This window comes from Streptomyces sp. NBC_00096 (assembly GCF_045041305.1).
In the GTDB taxonomy this organism is placed as follows: Bacteria; Actinomycetota; Actinomycetes; order Streptomycetales; family Streptomycetaceae; genus Streptomyces.
Genome location: NZ_CP108221.1, coordinates 6491065 through 6513213 on the forward strand (window position 1 = coordinate 6491065; position 22149 = coordinate 6513213).

The window sequence follows — 22149 nt, forward strand, 5'->3', positions numbered from 1 at the left end:
CCGAACCGCGCACCAGGCTCTGAGGCGGCCGACCCACCCGCCTGCCCGCCCGCACGAGCGGGCCGGGACCCGTGGAGGTCCCGGCCCGCAGGCGTGCGCGTAAGCGTGTGCGCGGTCAGTTCGCGGAGGCCGCGCCGGCCGCATCGGCCTCCGTGGCCACCGACTTCGCCCACCGGTAGTCCGCCTTGCCGCTCGGGGAGCGCTGGATGGCGGGGGCGAGGACCAGCTGGCGCGGGATCTTGTAGCCCGCCAGCTTGGTGCGGCAGTGGGACTGGATCTCCTCCAGCGTCGGCTCCGCCGCGCCCTCCCGGATCTGGACCACCGCGGCGACGTGGCTGCCCCACGTCGGGTCCGCGACCCCGGCCACCAGGGCGTCGTAGACGTCCGGATGGGACTTCAGGGCCTCCTCGACCTCCTCCGGGTACACCTTCTCGCCGCCCGTGTTGATGCACTGCGAGCCGCGGCCGAGGACCGTCACGATGCCCTGCTCGTCCACGGTCGCCATGTCGCCGAGCAGCACCCACCGCTCGGAGCCCTTCTGGAAGAAGGTTTCGGCGGTCTTGACGGGGTCGTTGTAGTAGCCCAGCGGTACGTACCCGCGCTGCGCGAGCCGTCCCGGTTCGCCGACCGGCACCGGCTCGTGGGTCACCGGGTCGACCACCTGCGTACGCTCGTTGACCTCCAGGCGGAAGCCCTTCTCCGGGCTGGAGTCGTTCGTGGCGCGGCCGTTGGAGCCGGACTCCGAGGAGCCGAAGTTGTTCAGGAGCATCACGTTCGGCACGAGCCGCTGGAACTCCGCGCGCACGGTCTCCGACATGATCGCGCCGGACGAGGAGACGCTGAACAGAGAGGAGAGGTCCGTGCCCTTCAGGGGTCCGTTCAGGGCGTCGATCAGCGGCCGCAGCATGGCGTCGCCGACCAGCGAGACGCTGGAGACCTTCTCCTTCTCGATCGTGCGCAGCACTTCCTCGGGCGCGTACTTGCGGTGGATGACCACACGCTGCCCGTAGTTGAAGGCGATGAAGGAGGTCAGCGTGGAAGTGCCGTGCATCAGCGGGGGTGCAGGGAAGAAGGTGAGCCCGGCGCCCTTCGCCGCGACCCGCTCGGCCAGCTCCTCGGGCCGCTTCACCGGCTCCCCGGAGGGTTCGCCGCCGAAGAGCCCGGCGAAGAAGAGGTCCTCGGCGCGCCACATGACGCCCTTGGGCATCCCGGTCGTGCCGCCCGTGTAGATGATGAACAGGTCGTCGGGGGAGCGGGGCGGGAACCCCCGGCCCGGCGAGCCGGCCGCCTCGGCGTCGGCGTACGCGACGGGCGCGATCGAGGGCTCCGGGACGCCCTCGGGGGTCGGCCCGACCCGGATCAGGTGGCGCAGCTTCGTCGTCTGGGGCAGCGCCGCCGCGACCCGTTCGGTGAACTCGCCCTCGAAGACGAGCGCGGCCAGGTCGGCGTCGTTGTAGAGGTAGACCAGCTCCTCCTCCACGTACCGGTAGTTCACGTTCACCGGCACCAGGCGGGCCTTGAGGCAGGCCAGGACGGTCTGCAGGTACTCGATCCCGTTGTAGAGGTGCAGGCCCAGGTGCTCGCCGGCCTCCAGGCCGCTGTCCAGCAGATGGTGCGCGATGCGGTTCGCCGCCGCGTCCAGCTCCGCGTACGTGAGGCGGCGCTCGGCGCCCGTCCCGGGGTGGTCCACGTACACCAGGGCCTCGCGGTCCGGGACCACGTCCACGACCGACTCGAACAGGTCGGCAATGTTGTACTCCACCGGTCCTCCTGACCCAGAAAATCCCATGGCTGGTCTGCTCGGCGGTCATTAGAGCGTCGCCAACCCCAACAGGGAAGGGGACCGTCCAATAAATCTGACTGGGTGTCAGAAAACTATTGAACTGCACCCGCCCCTCCTGCAACCTGTTCTAGGTCTTGAGACGGGAGGACGGCAATGGGTGGGACCGAACACCTGACCGTGGAACGCCACGGCGCCACGCTGGTGCTCACCATGAACAGGCCCGAGGCTAAGAACGCGCTCTCGCTGCCGCTGCTGGTGGGGCTGTACGACGGCTGGCTGGAGGCGGACGCGGACGACACGATCCGCTCGGTGGTGCTCACGGGCGCCGGCGGGGACTTCTGCGCCGGAATGGACCTGAAGGCACTGGCCGGCAAGGGCATGGCGGGCGACCAGTACCGGGACCGGCTCAAGGCCGATCCGGACCTGCACTGGAAGGCGATGCTGCGCCACCACCGGCCGCGCAAGCCGGTCATCGCGGCGGTCGAGGGGTACTGCGTGGCCGGCGGGACGGAGATCCTCCAGGGCACGGACATCCGTGTGGCGGGGGAGGGCGCGACCTTCGGCCTGTTCGAGGTCAAGCGCGGGCTCTTTCCGATCGGCGGCTCGACGGTGCGGCTGCCGCGGCAGATCCCGCGGACGCACGCGCTGGAGATGCTGCTGACCGGGCGGCCGTACGCGGCCGAGGAGGCGGCGCGGATCGGGCTCGTCGGGCGGGTGGTGCCGGACGGCACGGCGCTGGAGGTGGCCCTGGAGATCGCGGAGCGGGTCAACGCGTGTGGGCCGCTGGCGGTGGAGGCGGTGAAGGCCTCCGTCTACGAGACGGCCGAGATGACGGAGTCGGAGGGGCTGGCCTCCGAACTCCTCCGGGGGTGGCCGATCTTCGATACGGCCGACGCCAAGGAAGGGGCGCGGGCCTTCGCGGAGAAGCGGCCCGCGGTGTACCGGCGCGAGTAGCCGCCCGACGGCGGGTCTTTGCCGCGGCCCGTGGTGCGTTTCGGTGGTGCCGGTCCGTCGTGCGGGTGCGGCGCCGTTGCCGGGGGCCGGACCCCGGACCCCGGACCCCGGACCCCGGACCCCGCGCCTCAATCGCCGGCGGGGCTGGGTTCTGCCCGGCGGCGACGGATTCGTGCAGCGGGGTCGGACCTCGGGGCTCCGCCCCGGACCCCGCGCCTCAAACGCCGGCGGGGCTGAATTTGCCCGGCGGGGCCGAGTTTGCCCGGCGGGGTTGAGTTCGGGGCTCCGCCCCTGGCCCCGCGCCCCAAACGCCGGCGGGGCTGAGTTGCCCCGCCGGGCCGAACCGGTCCCGCAGGGATCGGATCGTTCCCGTCCCTAGCATCGGAGAGTCATCCATGACAGCCCCGTCCCCACCCGAGATCCTCCGGGCACCCCTCGTCGTCGAGTTCCCCTTCACCCGGTCCCTCGGGCCCGTGCAGAGCGCCTTCCTCACCGGGCTGCGCGAAGGCGTCGTCCTCGGGGTGACGACCGCCGACGGCAAGGTGATGGTGCCGCCCGTCGAGTACGACCCCGTCACCGCCGAGGAGATCCGCGATCTGGTCGAGGTGGGCACCACCGGGACCGTCACCACCTGGGCCTGGAACGGCTCCCCGCGCCCCAATCAGCCCCTCGCCACCCCCTTCGCCTGGGTGCTGGTCCGCCTCGACGGCGCCGACACCGCCATCCTGCACGCCCTCGACGCCCCCGGGCAGGAGGCCGTGCACACCGGGATGCGGGTCCGGATCCGGTGGGCCGGGGAGCGGAGCGGGGCGATCACCGACATCGCCTGCTTCGAGCCCGCGGACTCCGGGGATGCCGCCGGAGCGGCGCGAGCGGTCCCGCACGCCGGGGAGTTCGCCGACGCCGTCACCGGCATCGTCGCGGAGGCCCGCCTGGACTACACGTACAGCCCGGGCCGTGCGCAGACCGCGTACATCGCCGGGCTCTCCGAGCAGAAGACCATCGGCGAGCGCTGCCCCTCCTGCCACAAGGTGTACGTGCCCCCGCGCGGCGCCTGCCCCACCTGCGGGGTCGCCACCACCGACCGGGTCGAGGTCGGGCCGGCGGGCACGGTGACCACGTACTGCATCGTCAACATCAAGGCCAAGAACCTCGACATCGAAGTCCCCTACGTCTACGCCCACATCGCCCTCGACGGCGCCGGACTCGCCCTCCACGGCCGGATCGGCGGCATCCCGTACGACCAGGTGCGGATGGGGCTGCGGGTCGAACCGGTCTGGACCGAAGGCGGGCGCTACCCCGACCACTACCGCCCCACCGGAGAGCCGGACGCGGACTACGACGTGTACAAGGAGCTCATCTGATGGCCCGATACGCCCGCGAGGTCGCGGTGGTCGCCTTCGCGCAGAGCGACCACCTGCGCCGCACAGACGAGCTCAGCGAAGTCGAGATGGTCATGCCGGTCCTGCACCAGGTGCTGGCCGCCACCGGCCTGAAGGCGGGCGAGATCGGCTTCACCTGCTCCGGCTCCAGCGACTACCTCGCCGGCCGGGCCTTCTCCTTCACCATGACCCTCGACGGGGTCGGCGCCTGGCCGCCCATCTCCGAATCGCACGTGGAGATGGACGGCGCCTGGGCCCTGTACGAGGCCTGGGTCAAGATCCAGACCGGCGAGGCCGACACCGCGCTCGTCTACTCGTACGGGAAGTCCTCGCCGGGGTCGGTGCGTGACGTGCTGACGCGCCAGCTCGACCCGTACTACCTGGCTCCGCTCTGGCCCGACTCGGTGGCCCTCGCCGCCCTGCAGGCACAGGCGCTCATCGACGCGGGGGAGACCGACGAAGCCCGGCTCGCCGCCATCGGCGCCCGCAGCCGGGCCGCCGCGAGCGCCAACCCGCACGCCCAGCTCAGCGGCGTCGTCCCGCAGGGCGACTACCAGGTCGCCCCGCTGCGCACCGGCGACTGCCCGCCCGTCGGCGACGGGGCCGCCGCCGTCATCCTGGCCGCCGGGGACGTGGCCCGGCGGCTGTGCGGGCGGCCCGCCTGGATCACCGGCATCGACCACCGCATCGAGGCCCACAGCCTCGGGCTGCGCGACCTCACCGACTCCCCGTCCACGCGGATCGCCGCCGAGCACGCGGGTGTCTTCGAGGGACCGGTGGACACGGCCGAACTGCACGCCTCCTTCTCCTCCCAGGAGGTCGTGCTCCGCAAGGCCCTCGGACTCGGCGAGGACGTGTCCGTCAACCCGTCGGGCGGAGCACTGGCCGCCAATCCGATGATGGCCGCCGGCCTGATCCGGATCGGCGAGGCGGCCGCCCGCATCCACCGCGGCGAGTCCGACCGGGCCGTCGCGCACGCCACCTCCGGCCCCTGCCTCCAGCAGAACCTGGTCGCCGTCCTGGAAGGGGACCGAGCATGAGCACGTCGGGCAAGGAGCCGGTGGCCGTCGTCGGCATCGGCCAGACCAAGCACGTGGCCGCCCGCCACGACGTCTCCATCGCCGGACTGGTCCGGGAGGCGGCGGCGCGGGCCCTCGCGGACGCCGAGCTGACCTGGGCGGACATCGACGCGGTGGTCATCGGCAAGGCCCCGGACTTCTTCGAGGGCGTGATGATGCCGGAGCTCTACCTGGCGGACGCCCTCGGAGCCGTCGGCAAGCCCATGCTCCGCGTGCACACGGCCGGTTCGGTGGGCGGGTCCACGGCGCTGGTCGCCTCCAACCTCGTCGCCGCCCGCGTCCACCGCACCGTGCTGACCCTCGCCTTCGAGAAGCAGTCCGAGTCCAACGCCATGTGGGGGCTCTCGCTGCCCGTCCCCTTCCAGCAGCCGCTGCTGGCCGGGGCCGGCGGGTTCTTCGCCCCGCACGTGCGGGCGTACATGCGGCGGACCGGCGCCCCCGACACGGTGGGCTCCCTCGTCGCGTACAAGGACCGCCGCAACGCGCTGAAGAACCCGTACGCGCACCTGCACGAGCACGACATCACCCTGGAGAAGGTCCAGGCCTCGCCGATGCTCTGGGACCCGATCCGGTACTCCGAGACCTGCCCGTCCTCCGACGGGGCCTGCGCGATGATCCTCACCGACCGGGCGGGCGCCGCCCGTTCGCCGAAGCCGCCGGCCTGGGTGCACGGCGGGGCGATGCGCAGCGAGCCGACCCTCTTCGCGGGGAAGGACTTCGTGTCCCCGCAGGCGGGCAAGGACTGCGCGGCCGACGTCTACCGGCAGGCGGGGATCACCGATCCGCGCCGGGAGATCGACGCGGTGGAGATGTACGTGCCGTTCTCCTGGTACGAGCCGATGTGGCTGGAGAACCTGGGCTTCGCCGAGGAGGGCGAGGGCTGGAAGCTCACCGAGGCCGGGGTCACGGAGCTGGACGGGGACCTCCCGGTCAACCCGTCCGGTGGCGTGCTGTCCACCAACCCGATCGGCGCCTCCGGGATGATCCGCTTCGCGGAGGCGGCGCTCCAGGTGCGCGGTCAGGCCGGGGACCACCAAGTCCCGGACGCGCGGCGGGCGATGGGACACGCGTACGGCGGAGGGGCGCAGTTCTTCTCGATGTGGCTGGTGGGAGCGCAGCCGCCGGCCTCCTGAACCCGGGCGCGCGGAACAGGCGTTCCGGCCAGGTGCCGTACAGGCCACGAGTGACGCACCGTGGCCTGTGCGGCACGGCGTGCGATGGCTAACCTTGCCCCGGGACGACGTACCGGGAGTACCGGGAGGAGCACGCACGTGGCAGAGAGCATGACTTCGCAGGCGCCGGCCGGCTGGGGGAAGCCGGACCTCGATCTGACCGGGGCCGACTGGCAGTCGAGCAGCCGGGGGGCGGGTGACGTCCAGATCGCCTTCGTGGAGGGGTTCATCGCGATGCGCAACGGCGACCGCCCCGAAAGCCCCTCGCTGATCTTCGCGCCGGACGAGTGGCGCAAGTTCGTGCTGAACGCGCGGGGCGGGGAGTTCGACCTGACGTAACCGGCACCACCCGATCCGGCCCGGCCGCCCCCTTCCGCTCAGGTAGGGGGCGGCCGGGCCGTTCGTCTTCGCTACGGGAGGGTGAGGCGGGCCTCGATGCCGTCGAGGGTGATATCGAGCCCGGTCTCGAACCGCCACGCCGGATCGTCCTTGTGCGCGGCGTTGTCCACGTAGTGCCGGTAGGCGGGGTAGCGGCCGGTGCCCAGCAGATAGGTCATCTGCGGTGCGAGGCCCGACCGCACGTCGTCCCCGTCGGTCCAGCCGTTGCCCGTCATCAGCTGCCGGAGGGCGACCTCGGCGCCGACCGTGCCGTGCGTGTAGGCCTCGACGGCGCGGACGGCGGGCATGGCCTCGTCGGGGTCCAGGCCGGTGCCGTCCAGGACGCTCAAGGCCGCCTCGGCGGCGGCCATTCGGTTCGGGGTCAGGGCGTGCGCGGTGCGGGGCGGCAGCTGGGTGAGCCAGGGGTGGCGGAGCACCAGGGCGCGGGTGTGCAGGGCGAAGGCCCGCAGGCCCTCGCGCCTGGAGGCCGCGCTGCCCGCCGGGGTGAACGGCGAGCTGACCCCGGCCGACCTGCGGAGCGTGCCCGCCCCGGTCCGCGAGGCCTTCGAGCGGGCGAGCGTCGGTGGTCTGCACGCCCTGCTCCTCGGCGCCATGGCCCTGGCCGCGACCGCCTTCGCCGTCGCCTGGCTGATCCGCGAGACCCCGCTCAGGGGCGACGCCCCGACCCGCTACGAGGACGGCTGAGCCGCGGCCGCCGACCGGCGCCGGCACTCCGTGAGCAGCGGCCACCAGGCCGCCAGGGCCGGCAGCCACACCAGTCGGGCGGGGGCCACCGGGCCCGCCCACGCGCCCGCGGCGAGTACGAGGACCAGCGGCGGGCCGGCCGCCAGCAGGGCCGGGCCCGTCCCCCGGCCCGAGGCGGCCACCGCCGCCCCCGGGATCAGCGGGTACACCGCCGGGCTCCCGCACAGCAGCCACCGCACCGGATCCGGCACCGGTTCGCCGGCGTGGGCCACGCAGCGGCCGAGGCCGGCCGCCGGCGCCGCCACCGAGCCCGCGACGAAGCAGTGCAGGGACAGGGTCAGGGTCAGGGTCAGGCGTACCGGCAGGACGTTCGGCGCCGGCAGCGGCACCCCGTCCGAACCGCGCCGTCCCGTCGAACCACATCGACACGATCCACGGCGTCAGCCCCAGCCCCATCTGGCTGATCGGCCACGTACTCCCCGCGCCGCCCCCCACGCCTTGCCGGCCGGCGTCCGCACCGGGATGCAGGCGAGCGCGAAGGTCCCCGCCCGTTCCTCCCGCACGCCGTGCACCGAGGCCGCCACCGCCGTCAGGTCGAAGAACAGGGTCAGCCAGGAGGCGTGCCGCTCGGTGCCCCCGTCCACCGCGGGCGGGGCCGCCGATTCGGTCATATCGGGATGATAGGTAGGGTGGCGGCATGAGTGGAGAGAGCGACCTGCGGAAACTGCTGAGCGGAATGCGACCCGAGCTGAACGACGGGCTGTACGTGTTCTGCACCATCCCCGGAGACACCGACCCGGCGGCCCTGGCCGGGCTCACCCCGGTCGCCTCCGTCCTGGAACCCGAGGGGCTCACCCTGGTCCTCAGCCAGGAGGACGCCGACGGGGCCGGACTGCCCTACGACTACACCGCCGGCTGGATCACCCTGCGCGTGCACTCCGCCCTCGACGCGGTAGGCCTCACCGCGGCCTTCGCCACCGAACTGGGCGCGCACGGCCTGAGTTGCAACGTCATCGCCGGCTACCACCACGACCACCTCTTCGTGGACGCCGACCGCGCCGACGAGGCCGTGGCCGTCCTGGAGGCGCTCGCCGCCCGCTCCGCGGAGGAGTGAACCGCCGCGGCGGGCCCCGGCGCCGCACGGGAAGGGGCCCCCGCCGCCGTCGAGCACCGCCCGCCGCCGTACGGGCACCCCCCCTGCCGCCGCACGGTAAGTCCCCGGCCGGGAAGCCCGAAAAGAAGATCAGTTGGATTTGCCGCACGTGGCTCCCCGCACGGGTGCGCGGGCGTACGCTGATCCCCCGAACAGGCCTGGGGGGTACCAGCCATGACGGAACGCCGGACCCGCAAACGGCGCACGATATTCGAACGCGACACCGAGCTCACCGTGGTCGACGAGGCCCTGGACCAGCTCACGGATCCGGGGGCCGACACCGGCGGAGCCCTGCTGGCCCTCTCCGGACCCGCCGGGCTCGGCAAGACCACGCTCCTCGCCGAAGTGCGCCGCCGCGCCCACGCCAAGGCCTGCACCGTCCTCGCCGCCCGCGGCGGCGAACAGGAACAGAGCCAGCCCTTCCACGTCGCCCGCCAGCTCATCCAGCCCCAGCTGGCCGGCACCACCGACGCGGAACTGCGCTCCGCCCTCGGCAGCTGGTACTCCATCGTCGGCCCCGCCCTCGGCCTGTGCGCCGCCGAGCAGGGCGCACCGCCCGACCCCCAGGGCCTGCGCGACGGACTCGACTGGGTCCTCACCCACCTCGTCGTGCAGCGCGCCCCCGTCGCCCTGGTCCTCGACGACGCCCACTGGGCCGACCCCGAATCCCTCTCCTGGCTCGCCGCCTTCGCCCCGCGCGCCGAACACCTCCCGCTGCTCCTCGTCGTGGCCTACCGCCCCGACGAACTGCCCGCCCACGCCGAGGCCTTCCGCACGCTGCCCGGCCGCGCGGGCCACCGCCCGCTGACGCTCGCGCCGCTCACCGCCGAGGCCGTCTCCACCCTGGTGCGCGAGGCCGTCGGCGACCACGCCGACGACGCCTTCTGCCGCGAGGCCTGGGCCGTCACCACCGGCAACCCCTTCGAAGCCGTCGAACTCACCGCGAAGGTACGGGACAAGGGCCTCGCCCCCGTCGAAGCCAGCGCCCCGCTGCTGCGCGACCTCGCCGCCGCCCAGCGCGGCAGCGGCCTCGTCGCCCGCCTGCACAGCCTCGGCCCCTCCACGGTCCGCTACGCGTGGGCCTGCGCCGTCCTCGGCACCGACATCCCCAGGGACCTCGCGGCCCGGATCGCCGGACTCGGCACCGAGGAGGCCGTCGACGCCACCCGCCGGCTGCGCGACGCCCGCATCCTGTCGGCCGCCACCGAAGCCGCGGAACCCGCGCGAGCCTGGGCCGCGGCCGGAGAAGCGGACGAGGACGGGCTGGAGTTCGTCCACCCGCTCATCGCCACCGCCATCTACCGCGGCATCCCCGACGCCCTGCGCGTCGCCCTGCACGGCAAGGCCGCCGCGGCCGTCGTCGACGCCGGACTGGGACCCTCCGCCGCCGCCCGGCACCTACTGGAGACCCACCCCGAGAACGACCCCTGGGTGGTGCGCACCCTGCGCGAAGCCGCCGGGGAGAACCTCCGGGCCGGAGCCCCCGAAGCCGCCCGCCGTCAGCTCGCGCGGGCCCTGCGGGAGCCCCCGGACTTCGACGAGCGCGCGGCCGTCCTGTACGAACTGGGCTGCGCCTCCCTGCTCACCGAGCCCGCCAACACCGTCAACCACCTGCGCGCCGCCCTTGCGGAGCCCTTCGAGGACCCGACCCTGCGCCAGGGCATCGTGATCCGGCTGGCCCAGGTGCTCTCGCACAGCGACCGCCTCGCCGAGGCCTCGGACTGCCTCGCACGGGAGATCCCGCACACCCAGGACGTGCGCGCCCGGCTGCGCCTGCAGTCCGAGCAGTTCATGTGGGACGCCTTCAACGCCGCCGAGACCGACTCCCCGGCACGCTCGCGGCGCCTCACCAAACTCGCGGACCGGCTGGCCGGGCGGGACCTCACCGAGCGGTACGTCATCGGGCTGCGCGCCTGGGACGCCTGCCTGCGCGGGGAGCCGGTCGACGTGGTCCTCCACCACGCCGGCCGGGTCCTGGAGAACGGGTTCAGCTGGGCGTACGAGGACCGGGGCTTCGAGGTCCCGGTGCTCGTCGCGATGGTGCACATGTACGCGGACCGACCGGGCCGGGCCGAGGAGCTGTTCGAGGCCGGCACGGCCGAGTTCGAGCGGCAGGGCTGGCGCGGGGCCCACCTGTCCTTCGCCTACAGCCTGCGCGCCTACATCCTCTACCGGCGCGGGCGCCTGGTGGAGGCCGAGGAGCTGGCGCTGGCCGGGCTGCGCATCGCTGAGCGCGTCGGGCGGCGTACGCCCGTGCACTGGTACGCCATCGCGATCCTCGTCGCCACCCTGGTGGCGCGGGGGCGGGTGGACGAGGCCTGGGAGCTGGTACGGGAACACGAGTACGGCGAGCCCTTCCCGGCGGCGGTCGTCTTCCCGGACTCCCAGACGGTCTACGCGGAACTCCTGCTGGCCCGCGGCCAGGCGAAGGCCGCGGCGGCCGAGCTGGAGGCGGTGGACCGCAGGCTCTCCCCGAGGGGCATCCAGAACCCGTCCTGGTGCCCGTGGCGGCTCCACCTGGCGCGCGCCCTGGCCGAGGAGGACCCGGAACGGGCCCGGGAGCTGGCCGCCGACGCGGTACGCCGGGCCCGCGCGTTCGGGGCCCCGTCGGGCATCGGCCAGGCCCTGCGGGTGGCGGCGGAGGTGGCTCCGCCCGGGCCCGGGCGGCTGGCGCTGCTCCAGGAGTCGGTCCAGCTGCTGTCGGCCTCCCCGGCGGGCTACGAGCTCGCGCTGGCGCTGGCCGCGCTGGGGGAGGAGCGGGGCGACGCGGACGTACTGGTACGGGCCGTGGTCGCGGCCCGCCAGTGCGGGGCGGACGGCCTCGAGGCCACCACCACGGCGGCGCTGCTCGCGCTGGGCGGCCCCGTGCCGTGCGGGATCCTCTGGGAGGACGCGCTGGACCAGGACGACTGGGAGGTGGCGGAGCGGCTGCTGGCCGGGGACGCGGAGGTCTCCGAGGCGGAGCAGTCGCAGGTCTACCGCAAACTGGGCACGGACCGGGCGGGGCTGCGGGACGCGGTGGAGTCGCCGGCCCGCCACCGCTGAGCTCCGCGGACAAGGTCGAGGTGGTGCCGCGCCGTGCCCGCGGTGCGGCGCCGTTGCCGGGGACCGGCCCCCGAACACCGCTCCTCAAACGCCGGAGGGGCGGAACGGATCGCCTCGATCGCCGCCGGTGCTGGATTTGGCCGGTGCGGGCCCGCACGTGCACGTCGGCGGTGGGAATTCCGGCCCCGCCGGAGATCGAAGCGCGGGGTCCGGGAGGGAGCCCCCAGGGGGTCCCGGCGGAGCCTGGGGGTGGAGGGCCGGGAAGGGTGGCCGGGCACGTACCATTGCGGCATGTCCTTCCTCCGCCGCCACCGCGCCGCCACACCCGCCGGCCCGGACTTCGACGTCCTGGCCATGGACCCGGGGGACTGGCCGGGCAATCTCGGCGCCGGGCTGCTGCCCGCGCCCGACGGCAGCTGCCAGGGTGTCTTCCTCCGCTACGACCTGTTCGGCGGCCGCGGCCCCGCGATGATCATCGGAAACCTCCCCGAGGGTTCCCCCGCACGCGACCTCGCCGAAGGTCAGGTCCCCTTCGAGGTGGCCCAGCTCCTCGACGCCCTCGAGAACGACGAGGACGTCGAGGTCACCGGTGCCGAGGACTGCCCCGTCATGCAGGGCGACAACCTCCTCATCGTCCGGAAGATCAAGCTCTCCGAGAGCAGGATCAGCTGCGTGCAGTTCGACCGCAGCGACAACGTGCTGGTCACCATCGCGAGCTGGGACCGCCCGATCACCGACGACCTCTACGCGCTGCTGAAGCCGCTCCCCGCCGAGCTCTTCCAGCAGGGCTAGCAGGGCCGGCGGCGCCGGTCCTCCCGGCCCGCCGGAACCGGAATCACGCGTCCGCGATGTCGTTGGCCGCCACGTAGCCGAACGTCATCGCGGGGCCGATCGTCGACCCGGCCCCGGCGTAGCTGTGCCCCATCACGGCCGCACTCGCGTTGCCCGCCGCCCACAGGCCCCGGATCACCGATCCGTCCGCCCGCAGCGCACGGGCCCGGGCGTCCGTGACGATGCCGCCCTTCGTGCCCAGGTCACCCGGCACGATCCGGAAGGCGTAGAACGGCGGCGCCCAGATCGGAGCCAGGCAGGAGTTCGGCGTGACGCCCGGGTCCGTGTAGTAGTGGTCGTACGCCGTGTCCCCCCGGTGGAAGTCAGGGTCGGAGCCGTTCCAGGCCTGGGCGTTGAACCGGTTGAGGGTGGAACGCAGGGCGGCCGCCGGCACCCCGATCTGATTGGCCAGCGCGTCCCAGGTCCACGCCTTCTTCGCCGCGCCCACCTCGTACCAGGAGTCGGGGAAGACGATCGTCGGCAGGACGTCCTTGAACAGGTACTTGTTGCGGTAGTTCTGATCGACGATCAGCCAGGCCGGGATGTGGGATCCGGTCGCGCCCCGGTCCTTCTCGTACATCACGTGCACCACATCGCTGTACGGCGCGGCCTCGTTGACGAAGCGGGCACCCTTCCCGTTGACCATCAGCCCACCGGGCAGGGTCCGTTCGGCCAGGCAGAAGTACGGCTCGTTCGGGAGCGGGATCGAGGGACCCCACCAGGCGTCGTCCATCAACGCCATTGCGGCGCCCGCCCGCTGGCCCGCCCGGATCCCGTCACCCGTGTTCTCCTTCGCACCCACCGACCACTGGGTGCCGATCGGCTGCTGCTGGTACTGGGCCCGCATCTCCGCGTTGTGCTCGAAGCCGCCCGAGCCGATGACGACACCCTTGCGGGCCCGCACGACGCCCCGTACGCCTTCCCTCTCCACCACGACACCGGTGACCGCGCCGCCCTCCTGGACCAGGTCCACGAGCGGGCTGTTCAGCCACACGGGCACCCCCGCCTGCAGCAGTCCGGCCCGCAGACCGGTCGCCAGGGCCTGCCCCATGGTGAGCGGCTTCTGACCGCACAGCGCGGCCGCCGTGCCGCGGGCCAGGCATTCGGTGGACACCGCGAGGCCCTTGGCGCTCACGGCGGCCAGGTTGAGCCACTTGTAGTCCTGGCTGAACACCACCATGCCGGCCGGCACGGGCATGTACGCCGGGTTCAGATGCGCCAGTTCGGAGCCGAGGATGTTGCCGTCGATCTGGTCCGGCTCGATGGAGCGGCCGTTCGGGAGACCGCCGGGGAGGTTCGGGTAGTAGTCGCTGTAGCCGTCCATGAAACGGAAGCGCAGCGGGCTGTTGGCCATCACGAAGTCCAGCATCCGGGGCCCGTTGGCGAGGAAGGCCGCCTGCCGGTCCGCGGAGGAGCCGCCGCCGACGACGGCCGACAGGTACGCCGCGGCCTTCGCCGGGGTGTCCGGGACACCCGCGGCCAGGATCACCGAGTTGTTCGGCAGCCAGATCCCGGCGCCGGAACGGGCGGCCGAGCCGCCGAAGGTCGGGGCCTTCTCGACCACGAGCACGCTCAGGCCCCGCTTGGCGGCGGTGAGTGCGGCGGTCATCCCGGATGCCCCGGAGCCGACCACGACGACGTCGTACTCGCCGAGCGCGGGCCCGTCCGCGGCGCGCGCCGCGGCGGAGGGCAGCACGGTGGCGGCGAGCACCCCGGCGCCGGTCCCCGCGAGGACCGTCCGGCGGGAGGGGAGGGCGGAGCTCGGTTCGGAACTCGCCGCGGAGGCGGGTCTCGCGGACATGGGCAGGCTCGCGGTCATGGGCAGGCTCCAGCGGAGTGGGGAGGGAGGGGGCGGCTCCAGCATTCTGATGCTGAGTCAGAAAAGGTCTTCGGGGGATCATGTGAAGTCAAGGCATACGCATCGGTCACACCGGCCGGTCACCCGCCGGTCACCGGCCGGCGGGATCCGGCCAGGACGCGAGAAATCCCGTGGTGCGCACATCGGGTGTGCGCACCACGGGATTTCGCATACCGGGCCGTCAGGGCCCACCTGCAGGACTCAGCGCGTGCCCACCGCCGCGCGGACCGCCCTGCGGGCCATGCCCGCGTCATCGTGCAGGCGGCGCAGCAGCAGCCGCTGCTCCTCGCCCGAGGACAGGGCGCCCGCCGGCATCGCCTGGGTCGGGGCGGTCGCGAGCATCGAGCGCTGCACCGCCGTCTCGGACATCCGGATCTCCCGGGTCAGTACCAGCATCAGGTTGACGAGGAACGCGTCCCGCGCGGCCGGTCCGGCAGCCTGCGCCATGCGGCTGATCTGGGCACGGGCGGCCGGGGCGTCGCCCAGTACCGTCCACAGGGTGGCCAGGTCGTAGCCCGGGCGGTACCAGCCGGCGTGCTCCCAGTCGAGGAGCACCGGGCCCGCCGGGGACAGGAGCAGGTTCGACAGCAGCGCGTCCCCGTGGTTGAACTGCCAGGGGTTGCCCGACAGTTTCACCCCGTGCAGCAGCTTCTGCAGATCACCGAAGTCCCGGTCCGTCAGCAGGCCGAGCTGGTAGTCCCGGGCGATCCGCCGGTCGTAGTCCAGCGGCCGTCCGAACAGCTCTTCGGCGGGCTGCCAGCCGTTCACCTGGCGCACGGCCCCCAGCGCCGCCCGCAGGTCGGCCCGCGGCGGGGCCTCCACCGGATGCCGCTGGAGCGCGGCGACCCGGCCGGCCATCCGCTCGACGACCAGTACGCAGTTCTCCGGGTCGGCGGCGATCAGCCGCGGCACCCGGACCTGCGGGCGGTGCCGGACGAACGTCCGGTACGTCGCTATTTCGTGCCGGTACCGCTCGCGCCACTCGGGCGAGTGATCCAGTAAAACCTTCGCCACCGCAGTCATCCTTCCGGTGGTCCCCACCAGAAGGACCGACCGGCCGCTGCGGCGCAGTACCTGAACCGGCGCGAACTCCGGACAGATCCGCTGCACGGAGGCGAGAGCGGTGCGCAACTGCGCCCCCTGGGGGCCCGAAAGGTCGATTCGCCCGCTGAGCGGCTGTGATCCGGTACCCGGCATCCGCCGTGCCCGTACGGCGCCCTGCGCCGGTGCCGCGGAGCGGCCGGGTTCGAGGTAGGGGCCGCCGCCCGCGGGGAGCGTGCGGTGCGGCCGGACCGGGGCGGACACGGAGGTCGTTGCTGCGTACATGGCGTTACGGATCCCTTCGTGCGCCGACGAGTTGCGTACGCCGCCCCGCCGGATCCCGTGCATCACCCTGGGGAGTTCCGCCGGTGACCGGGTCGGGGAGGCGCATTCCTACCTGACACCCGGGCGTGGGTGGCGGACCACATTGCGTGCCCTGGCGAACCCTGGCGAATAGTCGCTCGGCATCTGACTGGGGGCTACTGTCAACTCAGCCGAGAACCTGGGGGCTTGACGTGAGCAAAGGTCCAAACACCCGTCTGAACGACCTGTTCGGCCTGGCCGGCTGGTCGAAGGGCGAACTGGCGAGGATGGTAAACCGGCAGGCGGCCTCGATGGGCCACCACCAGCTGGCCACCGACACCTCGCGGGTGCGGCGCTGGATCGACATGGGGGAGACCCCGCGCGAACCGGTGCCCACGGTACTGGCAGCACTGTTCACCGAGCGGCTCGGTCGTGTCGTGACCATCGAGGACCTCGGGTTCGTACGACAACGGCGCACCGCCAAGAGGCAGCCGGACGGGGAGCAGGAGAACCCCGACGGAATGCCATGGGCGCCCGAACGCACAGCCGCGGTCCTCACCGAATTCACGGGAATGGACCTCATGCTCAACCGTCGCGGTCTGATGAGCGCGGGTGCCGCGCTCACCGCCGGCTCAGCCCTCAGCAACGCCATGCACGACTGGCTCCACACCGACCCCGCCCGCGCGAAGGACGTGCAGCGCCACGGCGACGCCTTCCAGACCGACGCGGCGGGCTACGACCGCTACGAGGCCGCGCCCATCGGCTCCCAGGAGATCGAGGCGCTGGAGCGCTCGGTGGAGGTCTTCCGCGCCTGGGACGCCTCCAGAGGCGGCGGCCTCCAGCGCAAGGCCGTGGTCGGGCAGCTCAACGAGGTGGGCGGCATGCTCGCGTACCACCACCCCGACCACCTCCAGCGCAGGCTCTGGGGGGTGGCGGCCAACCTGGCGGTGCTGGCGGGCTGGATGTCCCACGACGTGGGCCTGGAGCCGACGGCCCAGAAGTACTTCGTCATCGCCGCGCACGCGGCCCGCGAGGGCGGCGACCGGCCGCGCGCGGGCGAGGCGCTCTCCCGCGCCGCCCGCCAGATGGTCCACCTGGGCAAGCCGAACGAGGCCCTGGACCTGATGAAGCTGGCGCAGTCCGGCTCCGGCGAGCAGACCCTGCCCCGTACCCGCGCCATGCTGCACACCATCGAGGCCTGGGCGCAGGCCGCGCTCGGCAAGGGCCAGGCCATGCGCCGCACCCTGGGCGAGGCCGAGGACCTGTTCGTCTCCGCCCCGGGCGACGTGCCGCCGCCGTCCTGGATGCAGCACTTCGACGAGGCCGACCTGCACGGCATGCAGGCCCTGGCCTTCCGCACCCTCGCCGACCACGACCCGGCCGCGGCCCCGATCGCGCAGCGGCACGCCAAGGAGGCCCTGCGGCTGCGGGCCGACGGCCACCAGCGTTCGAAGATCTTCGACTACATCTCGATGGCCTCGGCCTGCTTCATCGCCGACGATCCGGAACAGGCCGACCGCTACGCCCGCCTCGCGCTGGTCTCGATGAACGAGACCTCCTCGCACCGGACGTGGGACCGGCTGCGCGAGATGTACCGCCTGACGGGCCAGTACTCCGGCTTCGCCGGCATCGCGGAGCTCCGCGAGGAGATCAAACTGGCGCTCCCGGACAGCCCCGTGGCCCGTACGGTCTGAGGCCGGTGGTGCCGGGCGGAGCAGCGGACGGGGAAGGCCGCGCCTTTCGGCGCGGCCCTGAGCCTCTGCGTTCTTCGTACGGAGAACCCCCGTGTTCCTACGGAGAACCCCCGTGTTCGCCGGGAGTGCCCCGCACGCGGTCCGGTGGCTACGAGCCGATCCGGGCCACCAGCACGCAGGCGTCGTCCTCGCGCTCGCCCTCGCCGAACTCCCCGATCACCATCCGCACGCACTCCTGCGCGGACCGGGCGGCGGAGAAGTGCGGTGCGAGCGCCAGCAGCCGTTCGGTCCCGTCGGCCTTGCTGAACTCGATGCTGCGCGGCGTCAGTCCGTCGGTGTGCAGGACGAGCACGTCGCCCACCTCCAGCCGCTCCTCGGCCTGGCCGTACGAGGCTCCGGAGGTGGCTCCCAGCAGTACGCCCTCGGGCGGCAGCAGGGAGCGGCCCTGACCGCGCCGGAACAGCAGGGGCGCGGGGTGCCCGGCCTGTGCCCAGGAGAGCACGCGGCGGGCGGGATCGTAGCGGCAGCACACCGCGGATCCCAGTGCGGGCTGGACGGAGGTCTCCAGGAGCTGGTTCAGCCAGCCCATCAGGGGGCCCGGCTCGATGCCGGCCATGGCCATCCCGCGCAGGGCGCCGAGCATCATCGCCATGCCGGAGGTCGCGGTCACCCCGTGCCCGGTGAGGTCGCCCACCGTCAGCATGGACTGGCCGTCGGGGAGTTCGAGCGCGTCGTACCAGTCGCCGCCGATCAGCGCGCTGGTCGCGGAGGGCAGGTAGTGGGCGGCCACGTCCAGCGCCCTGGTGTTGTCGTGCGGGAACCGCAGGGAGCCGCGCCACGGGGGGAGCACGGCTTCCTGCAGCTCGACCGCCAGCCGGCGCTCGGTCCGCGCGATCTCCCGCCGGCGCTGCAGCGAGTCACGGGACTCGCGCACCGCCCGCTGGCTCCGGCGCAGTTCACTCACGTCCCGCAGTACGGCCCACATGGAGGCCGTGCAGCCGTCGGAGTCGAGTACCGGCTCGCCCCTCATGTGCAGCGTCCGGACCCGGCCGTCGGCCCGGACGATGCGGAACTCGCCGTCTATCGGCTTGCCGTCCACCAGGCAGGCCGTCACCATCGACGTCAGCAGGGGCTGGTCCTCGGAGAACAGGGTCGAACCCAGTTCGTCGAGGGGCAGCGCGCCGGCCTCGGGGGAGCGGCCGAAGATCTGGAAGAGCTCGTCCGACCAGCTGACCTCGTCGGTCAGCAGGTTCCACTCGGCGCTGCCGACCCGGGTCTGCTGTGCCTCGGCGCCCGTCTCGGGGGCGGCCTGCGGCAGGGCGGCCGACTCGGGCGCGGTGGGCGGCAGGCCCTCTTTGAGCTGGCCGAGGTGTGCGCGGAGGTCGTCGAGGTGGTGGACTGCGAGATCGCACAGAGCGCGCTGCCAGCGGCCCTGCGCGTCATCGTCGTCGACGACGGTGTCACGGCGGACGGCGTCGACTTCTCCCCGCAGCTGTCGGGTCTGCGAGATCAGCGCGTCCACCGACCCTGGCTCTGGGGGCTGCGCGGGGCGGTCCGCGTACACGTGGGACGGCATCTGAACTCCGATACAGGCGCGGCACGGCCAAGTCTGAGGAGGACCGGTTCTGAAGGAAGGGCCGGTAACGACTGTTGCACAGGCGGCGACGGCCTGTAAGGCGTTTGGCAACATCTGTGGCGGACTTGCTTAAGGCATATGCCTGAGGCCTTCCGGGCCTCCTTGAGTGTGCGAACGAATCCGGTCAGTGCTGCCGAAGGGCCCGCACGGGAACCGCGCGGGCCCTTGTGGCCACTGGGTCGTCACGCGGAGATCTCACACGGAGATCGGTACCGGGTAGATCTCGCTGGCGGGGTGTCCGGCGCGCTCGTGGATCCGCTGCACCGCCTCCGCCGAAGGGGCCTCGGAGAGGCAGTAGACCCTGCCGGACGTCGGGTCGGCCCAGGCGCGCTCGAAGTGCACGTGCTCCTCCGCCTCGATCTCCAGGTCGGCCCTGTGGGCGGCCGCCAGCTGGTCCGCCGTGATGTCCTTCATGCCGTAGTGGACGTCCATGTACTTCGCCACTGCCGCACACCTCCTCCATCTGCTCGGTGCCGTGTTCCTTCCATGTTCCTTCCATCGTCCGCCCGCGGCCGGAAACCGGCCTTCCAGGCCGGGGCGATCGATCGTACGGCCGAGGTGTACGAGGGGCGTCACCCGCCGTACCCGCGCAAGACCGTGCGGGACCCGGATCAACGTGGCGCTCCCGGCACCCCCCGAACGGAGGACCCCGCACGCCGGCCGGGGTGTGAGCCGGACTTTGCACCGCACCCCGGGATGGCTACCCTACGTGTCGGTAACGAGTCGGGGAGGCTCGTTCGGACGGCCGCGAGCAGGGTGGGGACACGAGTACATGACCGGGCACAGCCATGCGCCTTCCGACAGCCATGCGCCTTCCGACGGGCAGAGCCCCGCTCCGGCCGGCGGGCGGATCCCCGCTCGGACCGAGCGGGAGAGCCCCGCTCAGACCGAGCGGGAGAGCCCCGCACCGGCCGGCGGGCGCAGCCGCCGGTCCTTCCTGACCCAGCTCGTGGTCGCGCCGACGCTCGCCCTCGTCACGCGCGCCGCCGCCGACCTCCTCGCCCCGCAGCCGGCCCACGCGGTGATCCCGACCCTGCCGGCCATCGCGGACCTGCTGGACCTCGGCGACCTGTTCATCCTGGCCGGCTCCCCCACCTCCGCCCTGCTCGCGCTCGTGGTGGAGGCCGACGGGACCATCCGCTTCCGGCTCCCGCGCGAAGAGGTCGGCCAGGGCCTGACCACCGCCGTGGCGATGCTCGTCGCCGAGGAACTCGACGCGCCGCTGGCCTCCGTACGCGTAGAACTGGACGACGCGCGCCCCGAGCTGGTCTTCAACCAGCTCACCGGATCCTCCAACTCCATCCGCTCCCTCTACGGTCCGGTCCGCCAGTGCGCCGCCACCGCCCGGGCCCGCCTGGTCGCGGCCGCCGCCGTGCGCTGGGGCCTTCCCGCGTCCGCCCTGACCACCGCGAACGGCGCCGTCCGCGCCCCCGACGGCCGCACCGCCGGGTACGGATCCCTCGCCGCGGCCGCCGCCGATCCCGCCCTGGTCGTCCTCGGCGCCGGCCCCAAGCCGCCCGCGAAGCACACCCTCGTCGGAAAGCCCACCAGCCGGATCGACGCCCGCGCCATGGTCACCGGGGCCCAGCGCTACACGCTCGACCTGGACGTGCCGGGCGCGAAGCCCTGCGTGGTCCGCCGCCCGCCCACCCTCGGCGGCAGTGTCCGGTCCGTGGCCAACGCCGCCGCCGTGCGGGCCATGCCCGGTGTCCTGCACGTGGTCACCGTCGCCACCGGTGTCGCCGTCGTCGCCGAGACCTTCGGCCAGGCCCTCGACGCCAAGGCCGCCCTCCAGGTCACCTGGGGTCCCGGCCCGGCCGACCAGCTCTCGGACGCGGCCGTGCGCACGAAGCTGCGCGCCGCCACGGCGCCGTTGCTGGTGCCGCCGCTGCTGACCTCGTACGTGGACGCCGAGTTCGACTTCGCCTTCGTCAGCCACGCGCCGATGGAGACCAATTCGGCCGTCGCCGACGTCCGCGACGACCGCGCCGAGATCTGGTCCGGACTCAAGTCGCCCATCGTGGCCCGCGAGACGATCGCCGCCGACCTCGGTCTGCCCCTCGACAAGGTCACCGTCCACGTGGTCCAGGCCGGCGGGTCCTTCGGCCGCCGCCTCTTCTTCGACGCCGCCCTGGAGGCGGCCCGGATCTCCAAGGCCTGCCGCCGCCCGGTCCGCCTGATGTGGACCCGGGTCGACGACACCCGGCACGGCCGGATGCGCCCCGCCACCCATCACAAGATCCGCGCGACCCACGCGCTCGGCGAGGTGCTCAGCTTCGAACACCGGGTCGCCGCCGCCGAGACCGACTTCCGGCACGGACTCGGCGAGATCATCACGGCCACCGCCGCCAGCCTTCCGCTCGGCATCGGCAACGCCACCCTCGCCCAGACGCTGTTCCTCACCACGATCAAGTCCCCGTACCACTTCGGGCTCACCACCCAGCTGCTGACCGAGATCCCCACCGGGGTCCCCACCGGTTCGTGGCGTTCGGTCTACTCGGCGAACACCCGCGGAGCCGAGGAGATCGTGGTCGACGAGCTGGCCGCCGCGACGGGCCGGGACCCGTACCAGTTCCGCCGGACCTTCCTGAAGACGGCCGCCCAGCGCGCCGTCCTGGACAAGGTGGCCACCGAGGGGGAGTGGGGCCGCGCCCTGCCGGCCGGGTGCGCCCAGGGCATCGCCTTCCACGAGGAGTACAAGTCCCGGACCGCCTGCCTGGTGGAGATCGACACCCGCGACCCCGAGCACGTGCGCGTCACCAAGGCGGTCATCGCCGTCGACGTGGGCCTGCCCGTCAACCCGCGCGGTCTGGAGGCCCAGATGATCGGCGGTCTGACCGACGCCATCTCCACCACGCTGAGGTCCGGCCTGCACCTGGACAAGGGGCTCCCGCTGGAGGGCAGTTACGGCCAGTTCCACTGGGCGAAGCAGCGCGACACCCCGCACGACGTACGCGTCTTCGTGCTCCCGGCGACCGGCACCGAGCCGGGCGGAGCCGGCGAGCTGGGCCTGCCCGCCGCCGTGGGGGCGATCGCCAACGCCTACGCGCGGGCCACCGGGACCAAGCCGCGCAGCTTCCCCCTCGACTTCGACGTCGACTTCACCCCCTACCCGCGCTAGTCCAGGAGCCGAGC

Annotated in this window: 19 protein-coding genes; 11 read left to right on the forward strand and 8 right to left on the reverse strand. The window is 73.0% G+C overall.

Features of this window, described 5'->3' with window-relative positions; all coding sequences use genetic code 11:
* Window positions 1-115: 115 nt before the first annotated feature.
* Entirely contained in the window at window positions 116-1762 is a 1647-nt protein-coding gene (locus OG904_RS28830) for an acyl-CoA synthetase (RefSeq protein WP_405495897.1), read from the reverse strand.
* 174 nt (window positions 1763-1936) lie between these two features.
* Between OG904_RS28830 and OG904_RS28835 the strand changes: the two genes are divergently transcribed.
* The 5 genes from OG904_RS28835 (at window position 1937) to OG904_RS28855 (ending at window position 6709) form a co-directional block, all read left to right on the forward strand.
* Window positions 1937-2737, forward strand: a complete 801-nt coding sequence (locus OG904_RS28835; RefSeq protein WP_405495899.1) for a crotonase/enoyl-CoA hydratase family protein — start codon at window positions 1937-1939, stop codon at window positions 2735-2737.
* A gap of 395 nt (window positions 2738-3132) precedes the next feature.
* Window positions 3133-4101 carry an OB-fold domain-containing protein gene (locus tag OG904_RS28840; protein ID WP_405495901.1) on the forward strand — a complete coding sequence of 323 codons (969 nt, stop codon included), beginning with the start codon at window positions 3133-3135 and terminating at the stop codon, window positions 4099-4101.
* On the forward strand, window positions 4101-5159 hold the full coding sequence (locus OG904_RS28845; RefSeq protein WP_405495903.1) for a thiolase domain-containing protein: 1059 nt from the start codon (window positions 4101-4103) through the stop codon (window positions 5157-5159). Before OG904_RS28840 ends, OG904_RS28845 begins: the two co-directional genes overlap by 1 nt.
* Window positions 5156-6331, forward strand: coding sequence for a thiolase domain-containing protein (locus OG904_RS28850; protein ID WP_405495905.1), 1176 nt, complete (start codon window positions 5156-5158; stop codon window positions 6329-6331). Before OG904_RS28845 ends, OG904_RS28850 begins: the two co-directional genes overlap by 4 nt.
* A gap of 150 nt (window positions 6332-6481) precedes the next feature.
* Window positions 6482-6709, forward strand: coding sequence for a DUF397 domain-containing protein (locus OG904_RS28855; protein WP_405498341.1), 228 nt, complete (start codon window positions 6482-6484; stop codon window positions 6707-6709).
* Window positions 6710-6780: 71 nt separating this feature from the next.
* Here the strand turns inward: OG904_RS28855 and OG904_RS28860 are convergent, their stop codons facing one another.
* A complete protein-coding gene (locus tag OG904_RS28860; RefSeq protein ID WP_405495907.1) occupies window positions 6781-7185 on the reverse strand; it encodes a TetR/AcrR family transcriptional regulator C-terminal domain-containing protein in 405 nt (134 codons plus the stop codon).
* A gap of 10 nt (window positions 7186-7195) precedes the next feature.
* Between OG904_RS28860 and OG904_RS28865 the strand changes: the two genes are divergently transcribed.
* The gene (locus OG904_RS28865) at window positions 7196-7453 is read left to right on the forward strand and encodes a hypothetical protein (RefSeq protein ID WP_405495909.1); all 258 of its coding nucleotides are present in this window, start codon (window positions 7196-7198) and stop codon (window positions 7451-7453) included.
* Here the strand turns inward: OG904_RS28865 and OG904_RS28870 are convergent.
* On the reverse strand, window positions 7438-7842 hold the full coding sequence (locus OG904_RS28870; protein WP_405495911.1) for a hypothetical protein: 405 nt from the start codon (window positions 7840-7842) through the stop codon (window positions 7438-7440). The two genes, OG904_RS28865 and OG904_RS28870, sit on opposite strands and share 16 nt — an antisense overlap.
* 51 nt (window positions 7843-7893) lie before the next feature.
* Entirely contained in the window at window positions 7894-8124 is a 231-nt protein-coding gene (locus OG904_RS28875; RefSeq protein ID WP_405495913.1) for a hypothetical protein, read from the reverse strand.
* A 26-nt stretch (window positions 8125-8150) separates the two neighbouring features.
* Between OG904_RS28875 and OG904_RS28880 the strand changes: the two genes are divergently transcribed.
* From OG904_RS28880 to OG904_RS28890, 3 genes are all read left to right on the forward strand, one after another.
* Entirely contained in the window at window positions 8151-8567 is a 417-nt protein-coding gene (locus OG904_RS28880; RefSeq protein ID WP_405495915.1) for an ACT domain-containing protein, read from the forward strand.
* A 213-nt stretch (window positions 8568-8780) separates the two neighbouring features.
* A complete protein-coding gene (locus OG904_RS28885; RefSeq protein ID WP_405495917.1) occupies window positions 8781-11651 on the forward strand; it encodes an ATP-binding protein in 2871 nt (956 codons plus the stop codon).
* Between the two features lie 291 nt (window positions 11652-11942).
* The gene (locus tag OG904_RS28890) at window positions 11943-12443 is read left to right on the forward strand and encodes a hypothetical protein (protein ID WP_405495919.1); all 501 of its coding nucleotides are present in this window, start codon (window positions 11943-11945) and stop codon (window positions 12441-12443) included.
* Between the two features lie 43 nt (window positions 12444-12486).
* Here OG904_RS28890 and kstD read toward each other — a convergent pair whose 3' ends face one another.
* Both kstD and OG904_RS28900 read right to left on the reverse strand, forming a co-directional pair.
* Window positions 12487-14283 (reverse strand): 3-oxosteroid 1-dehydrogenase, encoded by a 1797-nt coding sequence (kstD, locus tag OG904_RS28895; RefSeq protein WP_405498343.1) that lies wholly within the window; start codon window positions 14281-14283, stop codon window positions 12487-12489.
* 258 nt (window positions 14284-14541) lie between these two features.
* On the reverse strand, window positions 14542-15666 hold the full coding sequence (locus tag OG904_RS28900) for an aminoglycoside phosphotransferase family protein (protein WP_405495921.1): 1125 nt from the start codon (window positions 15664-15666) through the stop codon (window positions 14542-14544).
* 230 nt (window positions 15667-15896) lie between these two features.
* Between OG904_RS28900 and OG904_RS28905 the strand changes: the two genes are divergently transcribed.
* Complete coding sequence (locus tag OG904_RS28905) at window positions 15897-17378, forward strand: hypothetical protein (protein WP_405495923.1); 1482 nt, start codon at window positions 15897-15899, stop codon at window positions 17376-17378.
* A 148-nt stretch (window positions 17379-17526) separates the two neighbouring features.
* Here OG904_RS28905 and OG904_RS28910 read toward each other — a convergent pair whose 3' ends face one another.
* Window positions 17527-18954: a PP2C family protein-serine/threonine phosphatase gene (locus tag OG904_RS28910; RefSeq protein ID WP_405495925.1), complete on the reverse strand. Its 1428-nt coding sequence runs from the start codon at window positions 18952-18954 to the stop codon at window positions 17527-17529.
* 255 nt (window positions 18955-19209) lie between these two features.
* Window positions 19210-19458, reverse strand: a complete 249-nt coding sequence (locus OG904_RS28915) for an SCO4226 family nickel-binding protein (RefSeq protein ID WP_405495927.1) — start codon at window positions 19456-19458, stop codon at window positions 19210-19212.
* A gap of 328 nt (window positions 19459-19786) precedes the next feature.
* Here OG904_RS28915 and OG904_RS28920 point away from each other — a divergent pair, with 328 nt between their 5' ends.
* Complete coding sequence (locus OG904_RS28920; RefSeq protein ID WP_405495929.1) at window positions 19787-22135, forward strand: molybdopterin cofactor-binding domain-containing protein; 2349 nt, start codon at window positions 19787-19789, stop codon at window positions 22133-22135.
* The last annotated feature ends 14 nt before the right edge of the window (window positions 22136-22149 follow it).